We start from the raw sequence: 19,447 nt of genomic DNA, 5'->3' as shown, positions 1-19,447 counted from the left end.
TCTCCCATCCGTCTTCAACGTCATTCTTATCAAGGAGGTCCCGTCATGGAGACCCTGTTCGTCCCATTGGCTCTCTTAGCGGGCGGCTTGCTCGCCGTTCAGGCCGGCGCAAACGCGCAACTTTCGAAAGCGGTCGGATCGCCGTTCGCGGCGACCACGCTCCAGCTCGCGATCGGCACCGGCTTGCTGGTTCTGGTCGCCCTGTTCACCGGGACACTGGCCGTGCTTGCTGCCGTTCCGCAGGCTAAGTGGTGGCACCTCGTTGGAGGCACTGCCTCGGCCGTCTACGTCGTCTCGACGATCGTTCTCTTCCCCCGCCTCGGCGCAGTCGTTTCCGTCGGGCTCTTTATCGCCGGGCAGATGCTCGCCTCTCTCTCGCTCGATATCTTCGGCCTGCTGGGTGTCGTGCAAACCGGGCTTCGGGGCGGAGCCGCGGTCGGTACGCTCGTCGTGCTCATCGGCGTCGGCATGATCGTGTTCGGCCAAGGCGCAAAGGACAAGCTCGAGGCTGACAAACTTGGGTGGATCGCCCTGGCACTCGTGGCCGGTGCGGTGCTCCCGGTCCAGGGGGCCGTCAATGCGCTGCTGCGCCAGGATCTTGGCGGTGCGCCGTTTGCGGTAGGCGCGATCTCGTTCTTCGTCGCTACGCTCGCCATGGCAGCGGTGCTGCTCTTGGCGCTCGCCGGGCAGAAGACACCCCGTCCCAACATCGTCGGCGTGCAGGCCATGCCCTGGTGGGGTTGGCTGGGCGGCCTCGCCGGAGCGACCTATGTCACCACGGTCTTTACGGCGATCCCGGTGATCGGCGCTGCTGCCGCCGTTGGTTTCACGGTCGCGGGCCAGCAGGTGGCAAGCGTGTTCGTCGATCGTTACGGCTGGTTTCGCCTCCCGCAAAGGCCGGTGTCAGGCCTGCGTCTTGCCGGGGTGCTGCTGCTGCTTGCGGGCGTCGCTCTCATCAAGCTCGTCTGAGACAGGAGCCATCTATTTGCGGTCGGCGATCGCCGGCCGCTCGAGAATTACCATGTTACCGCCGCCGTTTTGCTGGATCCATCTCGTTCTGTCCGTTGGGCCGCTTCATCCGCCATTCGCATATGAAGCAGAACGAATATTCCAGTATGAAAAATCTGCGAATTTTCCGTTCCAGTTTTCTCTTGCGGGTTCGTTATCGTTCGTTTTTAATCGGTGCACTTTCGCTACGAAAGTCGGGCGCGTCCGATTGAGGAGAGTCGATGTGCCTGAGTATCGGGACTTATCGTCTTACCAATGGGAGGAACCGCCATGAGAGCTTTGAAATGCACCCTTGCGGCCACATCTATGCTTTCGATCTTTGCCACCTCGAGCGCCTTCGCGGCGACGGAACTTGCCTGGTGGCATGCAATGACCGGCGCCAACAACGAAACGGTTGAGCGGCTTGCCAAGGAGTTCAACGAAAGCCAGTCGGAATTCAAGGTTGTTCCGGTCTTCAAGGGGACCTATGCCGAGACACTGAATGCCGGTATCGCCGCCTTCCGCTCCAAGCAGGCTCCTGCCATCCTGCAAGTCTTCGATGCAGGCAGTGGCGTGATGTTGGGTGCCGAGGGCGCCGTGGTCCCGGTGGCGGACGTTCTTAAGAAGGGCGGCTACGAGTTCAACAGGGATCAGTACCTGCCGGGTATCGTTGCTTATTATTCCAAGCCGGACGGTACCATGCTGTCCTTCCCCTTCAACTCCTCTTCCCCGGTGCTCTATTACAACAAGGACGCTCTCACGAAGGCCGGCATCGACACGGCAAAGCCGCCGGCGACATGGCCTGAGGTCTTCGACGCGGCGAAGAAAATCAAGGCGAGCGGGGCGGCAAATTGCGGCTTCACCTCGACCTGGTTGACCTGGATCCAGACCGAGAACTTCGCGGCCTGGAACAATGTACCCTATGGTACGAAGGAAAACGGGCTTGCCGGCCTCGAAGTGGAACTGAAGATCGATGCTCCGCTTTTCGTCGAGCATTTCCAGTCGATTGCCGACCTCGCCAAGGACGGTACGTTCCGCTACGGCGGCCGCACCTCGGAAGCAAAGCAGCTCTTCATGTCAGGTGAATGCGCGATCCTGACTGAATCGTCCGGTGGTCTCGGTGACATCGTGAAGTCGGGCATCAATTATGGCGTCGGTCAGCTTCCCTATTATGAAGGCCATGGCCCGCAAAACACCATTCCCGGTGGCGCAAGTCTCTGGGTTTTCGCCGGTAAGAGTGACGCCGAGTACAAGGGCGTGGCCGAATTCTTCCATTTCCTGTCGAAGACGGAAACCCAGGCCCAGCTCCACCAGGTCTCGGGCTATCTGCCCGTGACGCTCGCAGCCTATGAGGAAACCAAGAAATCCGGCTTTTATGAAAAGAACCCGGGCCGGGAAACGCCGATCAAGCAGATGATGGGCAAGGCGCCGACCGAAAATTCGAAGGGCGTTCGCCTCGTCAACCTTCCGCAGGTTCGCGACATTCTCAACGAAGAATTCGAGGCGATGCTTGCTGGCCAGAAGGATGCAAAGACGGCCCTCAGCGAAGGTGTAGCGAAGGCAAACGCGGCGATCACTGCAGCGATCGGCAACTGATCCTCTCAGCAAACGTCCGCACCGCCACTGCATGTTTCCGTTAATCGTCGCCGATTAAAGGACAAAAACATGCAGCATTTCAAAGTGCTACAGCGGCCTTTGCGCGTCTGATAGGACGCGCGACGCTGTAGGCGGTGCGGACTGGTTATTCATGGAAGGGTCATTTCATGCAGTCCGTCGTGTTCCCCAACAAGGTGCTGCCCTATCTTCTGCTTGCGCCGCAGATTATCCTGACGGTCGTCTTCTTCTTCTGGCCCGCAAGCCAGGCGCTCTACCAGTCGGTGTTGCGTGAGGATCCGTTCGGCCTGAAGTCCGGTTTTGTCGGCCTCGCCAATTTCCGGGCCATTCTCGCCAATCCGGACTATCTGCATTCGCTGCAGGTGACGGTCGTGTTCAGTCTCGCGACGGCGCTGTTGTCGATGGCTCTCGCGCTTTTGCTCGCTACCTCGGCCGACCGTGTGGTGCGCGGGCGCAACGTCTACCGAACGCTCCTGATCTGGCCCTATGCGGTCGCCCCGGCGGTTGCCGGCATGTTGTGGCTTTTCATGTTCAATCCGGCGATGGGAACCTTCGCCTATATCTTGCGGCGGAACGGCTTCGTCTGGGATCCGCTGCTCAATGGCAATCAGGCGATGTGGCTGGTCATCGTCGCGGCGGCGTGGAAGCAGATCAGCTACAATTTCCTCTTCTTCGTCGCTGGTCTGCAGGCAATCCCGAAATCGCTGATCGAGGCAGCAGCAATTGACGGCGCGCGCGGCACCAAGCGGTTCTGGACCATCGTCTTTCCGCTTCTCGCGCCGACGACCTTCTTCCTCCTCGTCGTCAACACCGTCTACGCTTTCTTCGATACCTTCGGCATCATCCACGCGGTGACCGGGGGCGGTCCGGCAAAGGCGACCGAGACGCTCGTCTACAAGGTCTACAACGACGGTTTCGTCAATCTCGACCTCGGCAGTTCGGCGGCGCAGTCGGTGATCCTGATGATCATCGTCGTCGCACTGACGGCCTTCCAGTTCCGCTTCGTTGAGAAGCGGGTCCATTATTCGTGAGACGCCGATGATCGAGAATCGTCCCATTTCCACCCTGATCAGCCACCTGGTGCTCGTGCTCGGGATCATCATCGTCGCGCTGCCGATCTACTACACCTTCGTCGCTTCCACGCACACTTCGATCGAGATCGTGCGGCCACCCATGTCGCTTGCGGTCGGCGATCATCTCGTCTCGAACTACAAGGAGGCGGTCGGTGGCGGCGTCGAGCGCGTCGTCGGCGTCAGCCTCGAGCGGCTGCTGTTCAATTCGACGGTCGTGGCGGTCGCGATTGCCGTCGGCAAGATCGTGATTTCCTTCCTGTCGGCCTTCGCGATCGTCTTCTTTCGTTTCCCGCTGAAAATGCTGTTCTTCTGGATGATTTTCATCACCCTGATGCTTCCGGTCGAGGTGCGTATCCTGCCGACCTATAAGGTGATCGTCGATCTCGGCCTGATCGACACCTATGCCGGTTTGACGCTGCCGTTGATGGCTTCGGCAACGGCGACTTTCCTCTTTCGCCAGTTCTTCCTGACGATACCGGGCGAACTGGTCGAGGCCGCGCGCATCGACAATGCCGGTCCATTCCGCTTCATGCGGGACATCCTGCTGCCGCTCTCGGCAACGAACATCGCCGCACTCTTCGTCATTCTCTTCATCTATGGCTGGACCCAATATCTCTGGCCGCTGCTCGTTACCAACGATGCGAAAATGAACACGATCATCATCGGGCTCAGGCGGATGATCGATTTCACCGACGCCTCGACACCCTGGAATTATGTCATGGTGACCGCAATCCTTGCGATCATTCCCCCCATTCTCGTCGTCGTGCTGATGCAGCGCTGGTTCGTCAAAGGCCTTGTGGAGACAGAAAAGTAATGGCTGAGATTACCCTCAAAGACGTCCGCAAGACCTACGGCACGGTGGAGGCGATCAAGGGCGTTTCGCTCGACATCAACGACGGCGAGTTCGTCGTTCTGGTCGGCCCGTCGGGATGCGGCAAATCCACGCTTCTGCGCATGATCGCAGGCCTCGAAGGCATTACAGGCGGCGACATCCTCATCGGCGGGCGTCAGGTCAACAATGTCGAGCCGGCGGAACGCGACATCGCGATGGTGTTCCAGAATTACGCGCTTTATCCGCATATGACCGTGCGGCAGAATCTCGCCTATGGTCTCAAGAATCGGAAAACGCCGGCCGCCGAGATCGATCGGCGCATCGCCGCCGCGGCGAAGACGCTCGAGATCGAACCCTATCTCGACCGCAAGCCGCGTCAGCTCTCGGGCGGCCAGCGCCAGCGCGTTGCCATGGGACGGGCCATCGTTCGCCAACCCGCTGCCTTTCTCTTCGATGAGCCGCTGTCAAATCTCGACGCGAAGCTGCGCGGGCAGATGCGTATAGAGATCAAGCGACTGCAACGCTCCCTTGGAACGACGAGCGTCTATGTCACACACGATCAGATGGAAGCGATGACGCTCGCCGACCGGCTCGTTGTCGTCAGCGCCGGCCGGATCGAACAGGTCGGCACGCCGCTGGACCTCTACGAAAGGCCCGCAACCACCTTTGTCGCCACCTTCATCGGCTCACCTTCCATGAACCTGCTGCACGGCAGGGACGCATCGGCGGGATGGTCGCTCGCCCCTGACGTGGCGCGTCCGAATGGTGACTTTACGCTGGGTGTCCGTCCAGAGGACCTTTCCCCGCTACCTGCCAATACTGCGGCTCCGGCCTTCGAGGCGACGGTCCGCGTCGATGGTATCGAACTGGTTGGAGCCGAAAGCCTGCTGCACGGTAGGCTCGAAAACGGCAGTGAACTGATCTTTCGTGTTTCCGGGCGAGCCCGCAATGCAATCGGCGACGCGGTGAAAGTCGGTGCGAGCGCCGAGGCGCTTCACATGTTCGATGCGAACGGACATCGGTTTGGATGAGGCCCCAGTTCGAGTGCGCTTCAGGGCCGTGAGGCTGCAAAAAGACCACGGTTTCAATACCGCAAATTACAAAGCCCCGGCACAAGGGCGGGGCCGCACGCAGAAAAGAACGCTTGGAAGAGCTGACCGAAGTGCATGATATATCGACCGGAATGCTCGGCGTGTATGGCTGGACTGGAGTTTGTCATGCAATTGCATTGCACTGAAACCCAGTGAAGGAGATTTGCGATGGGTTCAAATGCACTCGTTCAGACTCGGATTGATCCCGATATTCGGGACCGCGCTACAGCTGTCCTACAGAATATGGGACTGACGGTTTCGGATGCTGTTCGAATCCTTTTAACTCGGACGGCAAACGAAGGCGCGCTTCCACTGGAACTGGTTGGTGGCACTGACGCTCATGATGCCTGGTTCCGCGCGAAGGTGTTGCAGGCTCTTGAGGACACGCGACCCGATCTCGAGGATGGCGACGCTGAGGCTCGATTCCGCGAGCGTCGGATGGCGGCTGCGCGTAAATCAGGAGCAGGCGGCCGATGAGGCTTGTCTGGGCGCAGTATGCGCTTGACGGTCGCGATGCCATCTTCACTTACATTGAAAATGAGAACCCGAAGGTGGCGGGTTCGCGTCGACGAGGAGATTGCGCGAGCCGTTCGCCGTCTCCTCGATTTTCCCGAAAGCGGTCGACCTGGCCGAATAGAGGAACGCGCGAGTTGGTAATGCCACGCACACCATACATCGCAGCCTACATGCTGATGGCGGATCGGATCCGCATTCTTCGTATTTTGCATGGCGCCCAGATTTGGCCCTTCGCGTTCGGCGACGAGTGATCCGTCCCCGGCGAACCTCTGACGGCGCCGTCGCTACCGAGCCGGACCTGAGTCGTTATTTGCCAGCCTCTTTTCAATGGCTCGGCCGGGCGCGACGAGAGGGCGGTCAAACCGCCCTCTCGTCGTCTGGCTTCAATCAGCGTTTGTGGTGAACGCTTTGCAGGCCGTAGACCGGTGTGTGAAGGCCTTCCAATCGCGCCTTCAGTTGCAGCGAGAGATACTGCGAGTAGTGGCGCGACTGGTGCAGGTTGCCGCCGTGGAACCACAGCGCCTCCTGTTGCGTCGGCTTCCACATGTTGCGTTGCTCGCCCTCCCAGGGGCCGGGATCCTTCGGCGTATCGGAGCCGAGCCCCCAGACCTTGCCGACCTTGTCGGCGGTTTCCTGGTCTATGAGATCGGCGACCCAGCCGTTCATCGAGCCGTAGCCCGTCGCATAGACGATGACGTCGGCCGGGATTTCCTTGCCGTCAGACAGTTTTACGGAGGTCTCGGTGATCTCTTCCACCTGTCCCGCGGCAAGTTTCACCTTGCCGTCGATGATCAGCTGCGAAGCGCCGATATCGATGTAGTACCCGGATCCGCGGCGGAGGTACTTCATGAAAAGACCCGAGCCGTCGGCGCCCCAGTCGAGCTGGAAGCCGGCCTTCTCCAGCGCCGCATAGAAGTCGGCATCGCGCTCGCGCATCTTGTCGTAAAGCGGGATCTGGAACTCGTGCATGATCCGATAGGGGAGCGAGGCGAAGATGAGGTCCGCCTTGCCCGTCGTCACGCCATTTGCCAGCGCCTGTTCGGAATAAAGCCCGCCAAGGCCGATATCCATCAGCGTGTCGGACTTGACGATATGGGTGGTCGAGCGCTGGATCATCGTGACGTCGACGCCCGCTTCGTAAAGGGCGGCACAGATGTCATGAGCCGAATTGTTCGAGCCGATGACGACGACCTTCTTGCTCTTGTAGCCATCCGGCCCCGGATGCTGCGAGGAATGATGCTGCTCGCCCTTGAAGCGCTCGCGGCCCTTGAAGTCCGGAATGTTCGCCTTGCCGGACATACCGGTTGCGAAGACGAGCTGCTTCGGGCGCAGCAGCACTTCCTCCCCGTCGCGGTCAACCACGATCGTCCATTCCTTCGTGGCTTCGTCCCATTTCGCCGACTTGGCGGTGGAGCGCGTCCAGTAGTTCAGCTCCATCACCTTCGTATAGAATTCCAGCCAGTCGCCGATCTTGTCCTTCGGCGCGAAGACCGGCCAGTTCTTCGGGAAATCGATGTAGGGCAGGTGATCGTACCAGACCGGATCGTGCAGGCAGAGCGACTTGTAGCGCTTGCGCCAGCTATCACCCGGTCGATCGTTCTTCTCCAGGATGATGGTGGGCACGCCCAGCTGGCGAAGCCTGGCGCCAAGCGCAATGCCGCCCTGTCCGCCGCCGATGATCACCACATAGGGCTGCGTCTCATAACCGAGCGTGCGCTCCTCGTGCTCGCGCTCCTCCTTCCAGGTCTTCGCCCCGATATTCTGGCCGTGCTTGGCACCAAGCGGGCGGGTGAAGCCGGATTTCTCCTCGTGGCCCTTGAGTTCGGCCAGCGCCGTCAGCAGCGTCCAGATGAGGCCGTTCTTGATGCGCACGAGGCCATAGCCGCGCCCGGTCGCCGTCTCGAACGAAATCCAGCTTTCGAGCACGCCGTCCGCCTCTGTCGCTTCCTCTCCGGCGGCGACGCGCCAATTGGAGGGCTTTGCGGAGGCAAGCTGCGCATGAAGCATGTCGCGCACCTGATCGCGGCCCTCGACCGTCTTGATGTTCCAGGTGAAGGCGACGAGATCGCGCCAGTAGCATTCTTCGGCAAAGAGGCCAGTCGCATCATCGATGCGGCCGGTTTCGAGTGCGGCGCCAAAGGTATCAAGCAGTGCCTGGACGCGGGTGGTGGGGGTCTTCTCGAGCATCGTTTCTCCTCCTGCTCTGTGATGAAGAAAGGGACGGCTCCTCAACCGTCCCGCAACGCGGATCGGCCTAACGCTTGAGGTCGATCAGTATTTTCAGATGGGTGCCGGCGGGATCGAGCAACTGGTCGAACCCTGCCGAAACGGCCTCGGCGAGCGAGACATATTTGGTGACAATACGGCGGGCCGGAATCTGGCCGCTGGCGATCAAGCGTGCGACCCGCGGCCAGTAATGGGTCGGGTAGGCCCAGGAGCCGCGAATATCGATGTCCTTGAAGGTCACGTCGAACCAGTTCAGCGGATTTTCTCCGGGATGAAGACCGGTCTGCACCACGACACCCTGTTTGCGCACGGCGCTTGCGCAGTTCTTCAGTGCATGTTCGTTGCCGACGCATTCAATGGCGACGTCGCAGCCGACACCGCCCTCGGTCTCGGCTTGCACGACGTCGCTGACCTTTTCGATTTTCGGATTGATCGTGCGGACTTCGCCCAGCGCCTCCTTTGCCAGGGCCAGCCGGGTGTCGTTGAGGTCGGAGAGGAAGATCTGCGCCGCGCCGGCGGCACGCGCGGCCATGGCGACGAGAATGCCGATCGGTCCCGCGCCGGTGACCAGCACGCTGTTGCCCGCGGTGACGCCTCCGCGGTCGCAGGCATAAACGGCGACTGCGGTCGGTTCGATCAGCGCAGCCTCCTCGTCGGAGAGGGAATCAGGAATGGGCTGCACGTTGTAGTCGTTGAGAAGGGCGGCTTGCGCCATCCCGCCGGAATGCCAGGAGAGCCCCGCAAGTGCGAGGTCGGCGCTCAGGTGAAACAGGCCGCGATCGGCATAGTAGTCGCCACGGCGCGGCATGATCAAAGGCTGGACCGAGACCCGGTCGCCCGGCCTCACATGGTTGACCCCTTCGCCGACCGCCTTCACCACGCCGCCGAATTCATGACCGAGAATCTGCGGCCCATGGGCGCCCGTGAAGGGATGCGGTTCCTTCGGGATGAAGATCGGACCATAGGCGTATTCATGCAGATCGGTCCCGCAGATGCCGCAGAACCGATTTTCCACCAGCACCTCGCCCGGCCCGGGCTCAGGTGGGGCCTCGACTTCATCGATGCGTAAATCCCTGGCTGCGTGAAAGCGCAGAGCTTTCATTTCGTTTCCTCCTGTTGTTCTTGCACAGGAGGCGCAGCAAGCGGCATGCCAAATCGACGGTCCGCCTATTTGCAGCGTGATATCAACGGCTTAAAAAAGCTCTTCGCCGTAGACCTCGGGGAATGCAACAGTTGCTCTGCAACAGGTGTTGCAGACGTTGCGTCAGTTGAGCCGTTTCAGGCGACGGTGGATCGTAGAGCGGTTGACACCAAGCTTTCTGGCGAGTGCCGAGACGTTGTCGCCGCAGTCTTTGAGCGCCTGACGCAATGCGTCGTCCTCGCCAAGCGGCGGAGAGGCAGAGGCGGAGAAGAGATGTTCCGGCAGGCACTCGGCATCTATGAGGCCGTGTTCGCAAAGTGCTGCGGCCACTCGCAAGACGTTGGAAAGCTCGCGCAGGTTTCCCGGCCATTCATGCGCGAGCAATGCCGCTCGCGCGGCCCTGTCGATACGGTAGGACTCGTTGTTCTCCTTCTCGATGCGAGAGAGCAATTGGTCGATCAGCCAGCCGAGATCCTGGCGCTCGCGCAATGCGGGAAGTGAAAGCGTCGCGGCGTTCAGGCGATAATAGAGATCCTGCCGGAATCGCCCCTCCATCACGAGTTCTGCGAGGTCGCGATGGGAGGCGGAGACAACGCGCAGGCGGATCGGGCGGGCTTTCAGTGCGCCGACCGGCTGGACCTCGTTCTCCGAAAGCACGCGCAACAGCCGGCTTTGCAGCGAAAGCGGCATGTCGCCGATCTCGTCCAGAAACAGGGTTCCGCCATCGGCGTCCTCGATCAGGCCGCGCTTACCCCTCTGGCTGGCGCCGGTGAACGCGCCGGGCGCGTAGCCGAAGAGTTCGGATTCGATGAGGTGCTCCGGGATCGCCGCGCAATTGACGGCGACGAAGTTGCCGTTGTCGCCGCAACTGTCGTGGATCGCACGCGCAAGATATTCCTTGCCGCTGCCCGTCTCTCCCTGAATGAGGATAGGGATATGGCGGGTGGCAAGCTTCGCCGCGCGTGTCTGCACCCGTTCCATCGCAGCGTCGCCGTGGCTGAGGTCGCGCAAGGCCCGGGGGAGCCGCGGTTCCGGAACGGCAGGCGCCCGAACATTGACGACGGGCGCGATTGCGCTGGCGAAGAGGACCAGGCCGCTCTTGGCCCGGAGCAGGCGCTCCCCGTTCGGCCGCCCGCGCATGAAATTCGGCAGGTCGTCCACGTCGATATCGAAAACCTCGGAAATGGGCAGGCCAAGGAAGTCGCGCGTTCTGAGGCTTCGTATGTTCATCGAGCGGGCGAGTGCACCAAAACCGCCATGGGTCATTCCGGTAATGCGCCCGCTGCCATCCAGTGCGATGGCAGCGTCCGGGTCGACATCGAGAAATTCCGGGGAGCGAGCGAGCCGCAGGACCCAGTCATTGCGGGTACGGGTCATGAGATTGGCGAGCTCGATCCGACGCGCGGTGGCGGACACCAGATGCAACGCCAGTTGCTGGCTCGCCTTAGCGGAAGGCGATCGGAGCTGGGAGATATCGAGCACGGCGGTGAGGTCGCCAAGCGTGTCGAAGACGGGTGCCGCCGTGCAGGTCAATCCGATATGGCTGGCATCGAAATGATCGTCCTGATGAATGATGACCGGCTCGCCGGAGACGATGCAGGCCCCGACGGCACAGGTGCCCGCGCGGCTTTCCGACCATTCCGAACCGAGATAGAGACCCGCCTTGCGCAGTTGATTGTCAAAGGTCGGGTCCCCCATGAAATCGACCGTCACGCCGCGCGCATCGGACAGCAACAGGACATAGTTCTGTTCGGCGACTTGACTGAACAGTCCTTCGAGGCCGGAGCGACCGATGCGGATCAACTCTTCCGCCTGCTCGCGATGCTCGCGCAGCTTCGATCCCGGAACAATATAGGCTTCCTGCGCGATCGTAGGATCCAGCTTGTAGTCGTTGAGGCAGCGAAGCCAGGATTGGACGACGGGTGCGTCGCGCGGGCTCGCGCCTCCCGAAGCTACACGCTCTATCTCACGTATATGCGATAGCGACGTTGTCATCGACCATCCTCCTAAACGGGAAGCTGACACACTCTCGGCGTATCGACAATGCACATCTCTCGAGACGCAAGGCCGAGACTGGGCGCATCCTCCATAGGAGGGCATAGCGCCTGCTAAACAACGCGGCCTTTATCAACCAAAGACAGCATTGTCGTCGAGATATTTGGCTTGCCTGCGATCCTTCGGCTTCGCCCGAGGAGACGCAAAATGCCTGTTAATGATCGTAACGCTGCAGGCATCCGCCCCCTCGAAGAGATGGTTGCGACCGTCCGCGACGAGAAGCATTGCCGCAGATTGCCGGAAAGCATGGTATGGCCCGATGGTCGGGCTTGCCCGGCCTGCGGCTACAAACGTCCGATCGCAATCGCTGGTCGGGATAAAGGCAAGCGACGCGCCCGGTCTGGCATTGTATCAATGCTCAACCGGCGATTGCGGGTTCCAGCTCACAGGGACAACGCACGCCTCTGCATTCGACAGAGCTTCCTCAACTCCGGAAGGTCGTGACGGGGACAACACGGCATCGACGATTTGGGTTGACAGCACCCCAAAGGGCGATGGGTGGGGGTCGCCGGCACGCTTGCCGGGTACGCGGCAAAGGCGCAGAATGCCGGCCGCTGGGGCAATGCTTCTGTCGGGAGGAGCGAATTATGGACGATATGAGCCTCACCAATCTGCAAGCGGGAGTAACAAAGATCAGCGCCGCGGCGATCGAGGTGCTGGCAGGACGGTTGCGCGGTCGAGTCCTAAACGCGACCGACGCCGCCTATGATGAGGCGCGGACGATCTGGAACGCCATGATCGACCGCAGACCTGGACTGATCGTCCAGTGCGCCGGGGCTGCCGATGTCGCCCATGCGGTTCGCTTCGCGGCTGAAAACCACCTGCTCGTCGCCGTGCGTGGTGGCGGTCACAACATTGCCGGCAACGCGGTCTGCGACGGCGGCCTGATGATAGACTTGACGCCTATGAAATCGGTGCGTGTCGATGCGACTACGAAGAGGGCCTGGGTCGAGCCGGGGGCGACGCTTGCCGATGTCGACAAGGAGACGCAGGCATTCCGCCTCGCCCTGCCGACCGGTATAAATTCTACGACCGGCATTGCCGGCCTGACGCTCGGCGGCGGCTTTGGATGGATCACGCGCAAGTTCGGTTTAACGATCGATAACCTGCTTTCGGCCGATGTGGTCACGGCGAGCGGCGAACTAGTGCGCGCCAGCCCGACGGAGCACCGCGACCTCTTCTGGGGCCTGAGAGGAGGGGGCGGGAATTTCGGCATCGTCACGGCGTTCGAATTCGAACTGCACGATGTCGGGCCGGAGGTCCTCTCCGGGCTCGTCGTCCATCCCTTCGCCGACGCGCAAAACGTGCTCCAGCAGTACCGGCGGGCCCTTGAAAACGCGCCGGACGAACTCACCTGCTGGGTGGTGATGCGGCAGGCTCCACCGTTGCCGTTCCTTCCTGCCGAATGGCACGGCAAGGAGGTCCTCGTGCTCGCGGTGTGTTATTGCGGCGATCTCGAGGCGGGTGAGAAGGCGACAGCCGGCCTGCGCGCGATCGGCAGGCCGATCGCCGACGTAGTCGCGCCGCATCCCTTCGTCGGCTGGCAGCAGGCTTTCGATCTATTGCTGGCGCCCGGCGCGCGCAACTACTGGAAGAGCCATGATTTCATGGAGCTTTCCGATCAGACCACGGGCTTTCTGCTCAATGCCATCCGGCAACTGCCGGGGCCGGAATGCGAGATATTCATAGGCCATGTCGGCGGGGCCGCCGGTCGTATCGCGGTCGAGGAGACTGCTTTCCCGCAGCGCGGCTCGCATTTCGTCATGAATGTGCACGCACGCTGGCGCGACACGGCGATGGACCAGGCCTGCATCGACTGGGCGCGGCATCTCTTCGAAGCCACCAAGCCCTATGCCGCCGGCACCGCCTATGTCAATTTCATGCCGGAAGACGACGTCGACCGGGTTGAGGCGGCCTATGGCGGCAACTACCGCCGACTTGTGGAGGTCAAACGGCGCTACGACCCGCAGAACCTCTTTCGGATGAACCAGAACGTTCGGCCGATCGAGGAGCGCGGCGCGGCCTGAACGTGATCGCCTTCAGCAAAGGGTGGCCGGCGAGGGCGGCTCTGAGATCGAGACTGCGAGCAGCCCCGGTGGCATCCTGCGAGTGTGCTTTCTAAGGTCGGCAAAATACGTGTCATCATGGCTCGGCGAATGCGTGGACACGGTCGCCGGTCAGGTAGATCTCTCCATGTCCGGGCCGAGTGGCTTTGCGCTCGCGACCGATACCGCGCTTGGCATCGGGCTGCACAATATCGGCCGCCGAGCCGACACTCTGCGGCGCGAGCGGGTCGCTACCAGGCGACGCCAGGTTCGGCGGCCTGCAAGACGGGTGATTTCTACAAGGCTGTAATGGAAGGCGCCACCGTTATCTGGCCCGTCGCCGGTGCTTACGAGCGCCCGCCAACTGGCATACGGAAATCTCGTTGGGCTCTGCAATGACGTGCGCACCTTCGGTGCAGTTGTTTGGCAGGAAACCGGCCTATGCCTTTATATGCGGCAGGGCACGAGGCCGCAGTGCCTCAGCAGCGGTCCCTCGACCAGCCCAGCTATTGCGGCAGTTGGGCTGCACCAGATGCTGCGTCGCAGTTGAGAGTGCATTGCGCAAAAGGTTGGGAGGTGGGGGCGACAGGCCACAGTCAGAGATGCTAGGGGTGGTCGTCGGGAAGGGGCACGCAATGAAGCAGGAGACTTCTCGATGAGCAGAACTGCCATGAACGCCCTAGGACAGCCGGTCTATTACAGCGGAAGTTCGACGGCATGGTTTTCCGCAACCGGATCCGGACCGACCCTCTATGGCACGCCGGGCAATGATTCCATCTGGGGCGACAGTTCCGTCGACGTAACGATGGTCGGCGGCACGGGCGACGACATCTACTACCTCTATTCATCGACGAACCGAGCCTATGAAGACCAAGGCGAAGGCGTAGACACGATCAATACGTGGATGAGCTACACCCTGCCGGAGAACTTCGAGAACCTGACCGTCACCGGCGACGGCCGGCACGCGTTCGGCAATAGTGCCGACAACATCATCAGGGGTGGTTCGGGCAGCCAGACCATCGATGGAGGCGCCGGCAATGACGTGCTCTTCGGTGCCGGTGGGGCCGATACCTTCGTGTTCGGGCATGGCAATGGCAGCGACCTCATTGCCGATTTCAGCTCCAACGACACTGTCCGCCTCGACGGCTATGGAATCACCTCGTTTGACCAGGTCCTGGCCAATTCTGCCCAGGAGGGGGATGATCTCCGCCTTCATCTGACTGAGGGCGAAAGCCTGGTCTTTTCCGATACAACAGCCGATGAGCTGCTGGAGAGCCAGTTCCAGTTGAGCTTGGACCGGTCGTCCCTGACGCAGACGTTCTCGGACGACTTCGACACGCTTCAGCTCCGCAACGACACGGGCGGTGTCTGGGACACAAAATACTGGTGGGCGCCGGAAGAGGGGGCGACGCTCGCCGAAAACGGTGAACTGCAGTGGTACGTCAATCCGAGCTACGAACCGACCGCTTCCGCCAACCCGTTTTCGGTCGAGGACGGCGTGTTGACGATCACCGCCGAGCATGCCTCGGAGGCGATCCAGGCCGAGATCGGTGGCTACGACTATACGTCCGGCATGCTGACGACGTACTCGTCGTTCGCGCAGACCTACGGCTATTTCGAGATGCGGGCCGACATGCCAGATGATCAGGGAGCCTGGCCCGCATTCTGGCTGCTGCCCGCCGACGGCTCCTGGCCGCCGGAACTCGACGTCGTCGAAATGCGTGGGCAGGACACGAATACCGTGATCACCACTGCCCATTCCAATGAAGGCGGCGAACACACCATGACCCGAGACGGAGTGCAGGTTGCCGATACCGATGGGTTTCACGACTACGGCGTGCTTTGGACGAAAGAGGAGATCGTCTGGTACTTCGACGATACCGAGATCGCCCGCGCCGACACGCCCGCGGATATGCACGAGCCGATGTATATGCTCGTCAATCTCGCGGTCGGTGGCATGGCGGACACGCCCAATGACGACTTTGCCGATGGGGCGGAGATGAAGATCGACCACATCGAGGCGTACTCGTTGAACTCCGATTGGGATATCTAGGCGGAAAACGGGGGATCGGCCGCTTCCAGCGCGGCCGGCCCTGCCAGACCTTCGAAGAAAGAGATCAGGCGAAGAAAGAGATCAGGCGCCGTCGGTGGGCAATTTGCGCATGTCAGCATTCCGGGATCAACGCTGAAATCGCGCGTCAATTGGTCGATGCCACGCATCAGGCCTGCCCCTATTCCAAGGCGACACGTGGCAGCATCGACGTAATGATCAATCTCATCACTCCGTTTGCCGGAGCATTCCGCAGCACGATCCGACGGAAGCGGCGGCCGCCTTTTGGTTGGAGGATCGGTTGTATTGAAGCGGCGAGGACAGGCATGCGAAATGACCGCGCCTTGTTATGTCTCAGGCCTGATGATGACGAATGGCGAGCTCCGCGACCAATCCACCGCCGTCGCGGTTCTTGAGGGTCAGCGAGGCGTTGATCGAGGCCGCGAGCTGCTGGGCGATGGCAAGGCCGAGGCCGGTACCGCCGGTGTCGCGGTTGCGGGAATCCTCGAGCCGGACGAAGGGTTTGAGTACGGCATCCAGCTGACCATCGGGAATGCCCGGCCCGCGGTCGAGCACCTTGATGGTCACCGTGTCGTCCGCAAGCCGGCTCACCTCAATCTCGGCGCTGCCGCCGAACTTGAGCGCATTGTCGACCAGGTTGGTCAGGATACGTCTGAGGGCCTGGGGCCGGGTGATGATCGCGCCGCTATCGACAGCCGTGGCGGCAACCGCTCTGCCAGTGTCCTGGTAGTCATAGACGAGGCTTTCGACGAAGGAGGCAAGATCGATACGTGTTGCCTTTTCGACGTTGCCATGGGCGCTTCGCGCATAGGCGACGCCTTCCTTGACCAGGCTTTCGATCTGGCCAAGATCCTGGATCAGCTTCTCCCGGTCGGCGAAATCATCCGCCATCTCGGCGCGTAGCTTCATGCGGGTGATCGGCGTCTGCAGATCGTGGGAAATGGCGGCGAGGATCTGGACCCGCTCTTCGAGATACTGGGCGATGCGGTCGCGCATGGCATTGAACGCGGTCGCCGCATAGGCAACCTCGGTAGGCCCGGTCTCGCTGAGGCGCGGCGTGTTCCGGTTCGGGTCGAGCGTATCGGCAGCCGCGGCGAGATTGACGAGCGGGCGCACCGCCTGACGCATGGCGAACCAGGCGCACAGGAGCAGGAGGGCGAGCTGGGCCACGAGCACGAAGGGCAGCCAATCAGCCAAGGGCATGACCCCCTTGGGAAAGACGTCGATCGTCAGCGGCGAGCCGTCGCTCAGCGTCAGATGCGCCTGAAGATGGCGGCGGTCGCCCGGGATCGTTTCCACCTTGACCGGAAATTGAAGGCCCGTCGCACGCTCGATCTTTGACGCGATCTCCATGGCGGCCGGATCGAGCGACGGATTGCCGGGAATGCCGGGTCCGAGAACGAAGCCGTAATTGTCGCGGGCCAGGCGCGTAAGCCACGAGGCTCGCTCGGGCGCGGGCAGGCGATCGAGGATGGCAATCGACGTCGCAATGTCGTTTTCGAGCGTATCGAACATGACCGACCTGGCGGCCATATAGCGCTCGAAGAACAGGACGGTGAACGACATGACATGCGCGATGGTGAGGCCGGCCAGAAGAATAACGAAGAGCCGCGCCCTGAGCGTGCGCGGCCACAGTCGAAAACCATTTGGCGCGGCACGCGTCGTCATACCCGCGGCTCCACGATTTCGATCGGCACCGAGAAGACATAGCCTTCGCTGCGCACCGTCTTGATGTAAGTCGGTTCACGGGCATCGTCGCCGAGCCGTTGGCGAACCCGGCTGACGAGCAGATCGATCGACCGGTCGAAGAGCTCGGCCTCGCGGCCCTGGGTGAGATTGAGCAACTGGTCGCGGTTGAGCACGCGCTGGGGATGGTCGATGAACACCTTCAGCAATCGATATTCGGCACCGCTGAGCGCGATCACCGTGCCGTCCGCATCGATCAGGTGCCGGGCGGTCGTATCGAGTTTCCACTGGCCGAATCTCAGCAACTGTCCGGCCTCCGAGATCTGCAGGTTCGGCGGCAGCATGCGCGCGCGCCGAAGCACCGCCTTGATGCGGGCGAGCAATTCACGCGCCGAGAACGGCTTGGCGAGATAATCGTCCGCGCCCATCTCGAGCCCGAGGATCCGGTCCATCTCGTCGCTGCGAGCCGTCAGCATGATGATCGGGATTGCCTTGTGTTTGCCGGCGCGCAGCTCGCGGCTGAGCACGAGCCCGTCGTCGCCCGGCATCATCACGTCGAGCACGATGAGATCGACGGTATCTCCTTCGAGGAAATTGCGCATTTGTCGCCCGTCGGCGACGGCCGTTGCGCGCAGTCCGTTCTTCTTGAGATAACCAGACACGAGTTCCCGGATTTCGCGGTCGTCATCGACAATCAGTACGTGGTCGATATGCTCCATCGAGCAAGCTCCTCATATCCGGTTCGGTCGTCGCATCCTTGCGGCATCATCCGGCCCGCTGGGACTGATTGGCGCCTGGGATATGTCCTCGGTGTGTTCGCAACATCCAGACTTGCATGAGAATGTAATGCAAGCACCTCCGGATACATTTCGACACAATTACGCAAACGAAACCCGCCGCTTGCTTTCGAGCGGCGGGTAGCAGGAACGTCTGGTCGGCGGTGTCAGGCCTTCGCCTCGGCCGCCCGCCGGGCGCGATACTGCGCGGTCGGCAGGCCGCCCCAGCCCCAATTGTCGAGTTCGACTTCCTCGATGACCACGTAGGTCGATTCCAGTGGTTTGTTGAGCACGTCGAGCAGCACCTGGCTCACGCCCTTGATGATTTCGGCCTTTTCCTCGGCCGTGACCGCCTTGCGGTCCGCAGTGGTGCCTTCTCGGGTCACTTGAACTGTTACGATCGGCATTGTCGTTTCCTTTTCAAATCTGGAAGGTGATGGCCCCATCGGGTGCCGCACCCTTGTGCAATGGATGGCGGAGGAGCGACCGGGATTGGGCCGACAGCCGCTCCCTCACGCCTCAGAATTGCCTACCAGCGCCCGGCGTTCTGCCCGCCGTCGACATGCAGGATCTCACCGGTGACGAAGCCGGCGCCCTCCAGGTAGAGGACGGCGTCGACGATATCGCGAATTTCGCCCATGCGGCCGACGGGATGCAGTGTCGAGAGGGCCGCATGCGTTTCCGGCGCGTGCATCGGGGTCTTGATGATGCCCGGCGAGACGGCATTGACGCGAACGCCGGTCTTGGCAAATTCAATGGCGAGCGCCTGGGTCACGGAATTCAACCCACCCTTCGTGATAGATGCAAGCGCCGCCGGGACGCCAGCAATCGGCTGGTTCACGAGGCTGGTCGTGATGCTGACGATGTGACCGGAGCCCTGCTTCAGCATTTCGCGAGCCGCGTGTTGGGTGATGTGGAAGAAGCCGGCGACGTTGACGCCCATGTTCAGATCATAGTCTTCCTGGGTGAACTCGGTGAACGGCTTGGCGGTGAAGACGCCGGCATTGTTGACCAGCGTATCGATGCGGCCGAACCGTTCCAGGCCCAGGCGAACCACCCGCTCGGCGGTCTCAGGATTGCTGATATCGCCGGCAACGCTGAGAATGCCAGCGTCCGAACTTTCCTGGATGGAACGGGACGTGGCGACGACCCGGTAGTTGCGATCGCGGTAGGCCTGAACCAGGGCGGCGCCGATGCCCTGCGATGCACCAGTGATGATGGCGACCTTCTGCTCATTGCTCATGGATGTGATCCTTCTTCGATTGCAACGGGCGCTTGGTCCGGCCCGTCCTCCGCCCTCGGCGTTGGTGCAATCAGATTTAGACCCATCCGAT

At 61.4% G+C, this 19,447-nt stretch carries 16 protein-coding genes and 1 pseudogene; 10 read left to right on the top strand and 7 right to left on the bottom strand.

The window, feature by feature from the left end:
- The first annotated feature begins 45 nt into the window (after nucleotides 1-45).
- The 7 genes from ACQ5BM_RS08855 (at nucleotide 46) to ACQ5BM_RS08825 (ending at nucleotide 6,364) form a co-directional block, all read left to right on the top strand.
- Nucleotides 46-969: a DMT family transporter gene (locus ACQ5BM_RS08855; RefSeq protein WP_429810159.1), complete on the top strand. Its 924-nt coding sequence runs from the start codon at nucleotides 46-48 to the stop codon at nucleotides 967-969.
- Nucleotides 970-1,278: 309 nt separating this feature from the next.
- Nucleotides 1,279-2,583 carry a sn-glycerol-3-phosphate ABC transporter substrate-binding protein UgpB gene (gene ugpB, locus ACQ5BM_RS08850; protein ID WP_429810158.1) on the top strand — a complete coding sequence of 435 codons (1,305 nt, stop codon included), beginning with the start codon at nucleotides 1,279-1,281 and terminating at the stop codon, nucleotides 2,581-2,583.
- 167 nt (nucleotides 2,584-2,750) lie between these two features.
- The gene (gene ugpA, locus ACQ5BM_RS08845; protein ID WP_429810156.1) at nucleotides 2,751-3,632 is read left to right on the top strand and encodes a sn-glycerol-3-phosphate ABC transporter permease UgpA; all 882 of its coding nucleotides are present in this window, start codon (nucleotides 2,751-2,753) and stop codon (nucleotides 3,630-3,632) included.
- Between the two features lie 7 nt (nucleotides 3,633-3,639).
- Nucleotides 3,640-4,488 (top strand): sn-glycerol-3-phosphate ABC transporter permease UgpE, encoded by an 849-nt coding sequence (gene ugpE, locus ACQ5BM_RS08840; RefSeq protein ID WP_429810155.1) that lies wholly within the window; start codon nucleotides 3,640-3,642, stop codon nucleotides 4,486-4,488.
- Complete coding sequence (locus tag ACQ5BM_RS08835) at nucleotides 4,488-5,537, top strand: sn-glycerol-3-phosphate import ATP-binding protein UgpC (RefSeq protein ID WP_429810153.1); 1,050 nt, start codon at nucleotides 4,488-4,490, stop codon at nucleotides 5,535-5,537. Before ugpE ends, ACQ5BM_RS08835 begins: the two co-directional genes overlap by 1 nt.
- 228 nt (nucleotides 5,538-5,765) lie before the next feature.
- Entirely contained in the window at nucleotides 5,766-6,074 is a 309-nt protein-coding gene (locus tag ACQ5BM_RS08830) for a type II toxin-antitoxin system RelB/DinJ family antitoxin (protein WP_429810152.1), read from the top strand.
- Nucleotides 6,071-6,364 carry a type II toxin-antitoxin system RelE/ParE family toxin gene (locus ACQ5BM_RS08825; RefSeq protein WP_429810150.1) on the top strand — a complete coding sequence of 98 codons (294 nt, stop codon included), beginning with the start codon at nucleotides 6,071-6,073 and terminating at the stop codon, nucleotides 6,362-6,364. The genes ACQ5BM_RS08830 and ACQ5BM_RS08825 overlap by 4 nt, the downstream gene beginning before the upstream one ends.
- 136 nt (nucleotides 6,365-6,500) lie before the next feature.
- On the opposite strand, the gene ACQ5BM_RS08820 is transcribed toward ACQ5BM_RS08825, so the two are convergent.
- The 3 genes from ACQ5BM_RS08820 to ACQ5BM_RS08810 all read right to left on the bottom strand — a co-directional run bounded on the left by ACQ5BM_RS08820 (nucleotide 6,501) and on the right by ACQ5BM_RS08810 (nucleotide 11,475).
- Nucleotides 6,501-8,300 carry an NAD(P)-binding domain-containing protein gene (locus ACQ5BM_RS08820; RefSeq protein WP_429810148.1) on the bottom strand — a complete coding sequence of 600 codons (1,800 nt, stop codon included), beginning with the start codon at nucleotides 8,298-8,300 and terminating at the stop codon, nucleotides 6,501-6,503.
- 67 nt (nucleotides 8,301-8,367) lie between these two features.
- On the bottom strand, nucleotides 8,368-9,441 hold the full coding sequence (locus ACQ5BM_RS08815; RefSeq protein ID WP_429810146.1) for a 2,3-butanediol dehydrogenase: 1,074 nt from the start codon (nucleotides 9,439-9,441) through the stop codon (nucleotides 8,368-8,370).
- Nucleotides 9,442-9,603: 162 nt separating this feature from the next.
- Entirely contained in the window at nucleotides 9,604-11,475 is a 1,872-nt protein-coding gene (locus ACQ5BM_RS08810; RefSeq protein ID WP_429810144.1) for a sigma-54-dependent Fis family transcriptional regulator, read from the bottom strand.
- Nucleotides 11,476-11,682: 207 nt separating this feature from the next.
- Here ACQ5BM_RS08810 and ACQ5BM_RS08805 point away from each other — a divergent pair.
- The 3 genes and pseudogenes from ACQ5BM_RS08805 to ACQ5BM_RS08795 all read left to right on the top strand — a co-directional run.
- A pseudogene (locus tag ACQ5BM_RS08805) lies at nucleotides 11,683-11,960 on the top strand (transposase); the annotation flags it as partial.
- Nucleotides 11,961-12,122: 162 nt separating this feature from the next.
- Nucleotides 12,123-13,562 (top strand): FAD-binding oxidoreductase, encoded by a 1,440-nt coding sequence (locus ACQ5BM_RS08800; protein WP_429810514.1) that lies wholly within the window; start codon nucleotides 12,123-12,125, stop codon nucleotides 13,560-13,562.
- Nucleotides 13,563-14,235: 673 nt separating this feature from the next.
- Nucleotides 14,236-15,633 (top strand): family 16 glycosylhydrolase, encoded by a 1,398-nt coding sequence (locus ACQ5BM_RS08795; RefSeq protein ID WP_429810142.1) that lies wholly within the window; start codon nucleotides 14,236-14,238, stop codon nucleotides 15,631-15,633.
- Between the two features lie 351 nt (nucleotides 15,634-15,984).
- Here ACQ5BM_RS08795 and ACQ5BM_RS08790 read toward each other — a convergent pair whose 3' ends face one another.
- From ACQ5BM_RS08790 to ACQ5BM_RS08775, 4 genes are all read right to left on the bottom strand, one after another.
- The gene (locus ACQ5BM_RS08790) at nucleotides 15,985-17,319 is read right to left on the bottom strand and encodes a HAMP domain-containing sensor histidine kinase (protein ID WP_429810140.1); all 1,335 of its coding nucleotides are present in this window, start codon (nucleotides 17,317-17,319) and stop codon (nucleotides 15,985-15,987) included.
- Entirely contained in the window at nucleotides 17,316-18,056 is a 741-nt protein-coding gene (locus ACQ5BM_RS08785; protein WP_429810138.1) for a response regulator, read from the bottom strand. The genes ACQ5BM_RS08790 and ACQ5BM_RS08785 overlap by 4 nt, the downstream gene beginning before the upstream one ends.
- 224 nt (nucleotides 18,057-18,280) lie before the next feature.
- Nucleotides 18,281-18,520, bottom strand: coding sequence for a tautomerase family protein (locus ACQ5BM_RS08780; RefSeq protein ID WP_429810136.1), 240 nt, complete (start codon nucleotides 18,518-18,520; stop codon nucleotides 18,281-18,283).
- Nucleotides 18,521-18,642: 122 nt separating this feature from the next.
- On the bottom strand, nucleotides 18,643-19,356 hold the full coding sequence (locus ACQ5BM_RS08775; protein ID WP_429810134.1) for an SDR family NAD(P)-dependent oxidoreductase: 714 nt from the start codon (nucleotides 19,354-19,356) through the stop codon (nucleotides 18,643-18,645).
- Between the last annotated feature and the right edge of the window lie 91 nt (nucleotides 19,357-19,447).

This window comes from Ensifer sp. B1-9 (assembly GCF_050474445.1).
Lineage (GTDB): Bacteria > Pseudomonadota > Alphaproteobacteria > Rhizobiales > Rhizobiaceae > Ensifer.
The sequence above is the reverse complement of the archived record's forward strand: the minus strand, read 5'-3'. Positions and strand labels throughout refer to the sequence as shown.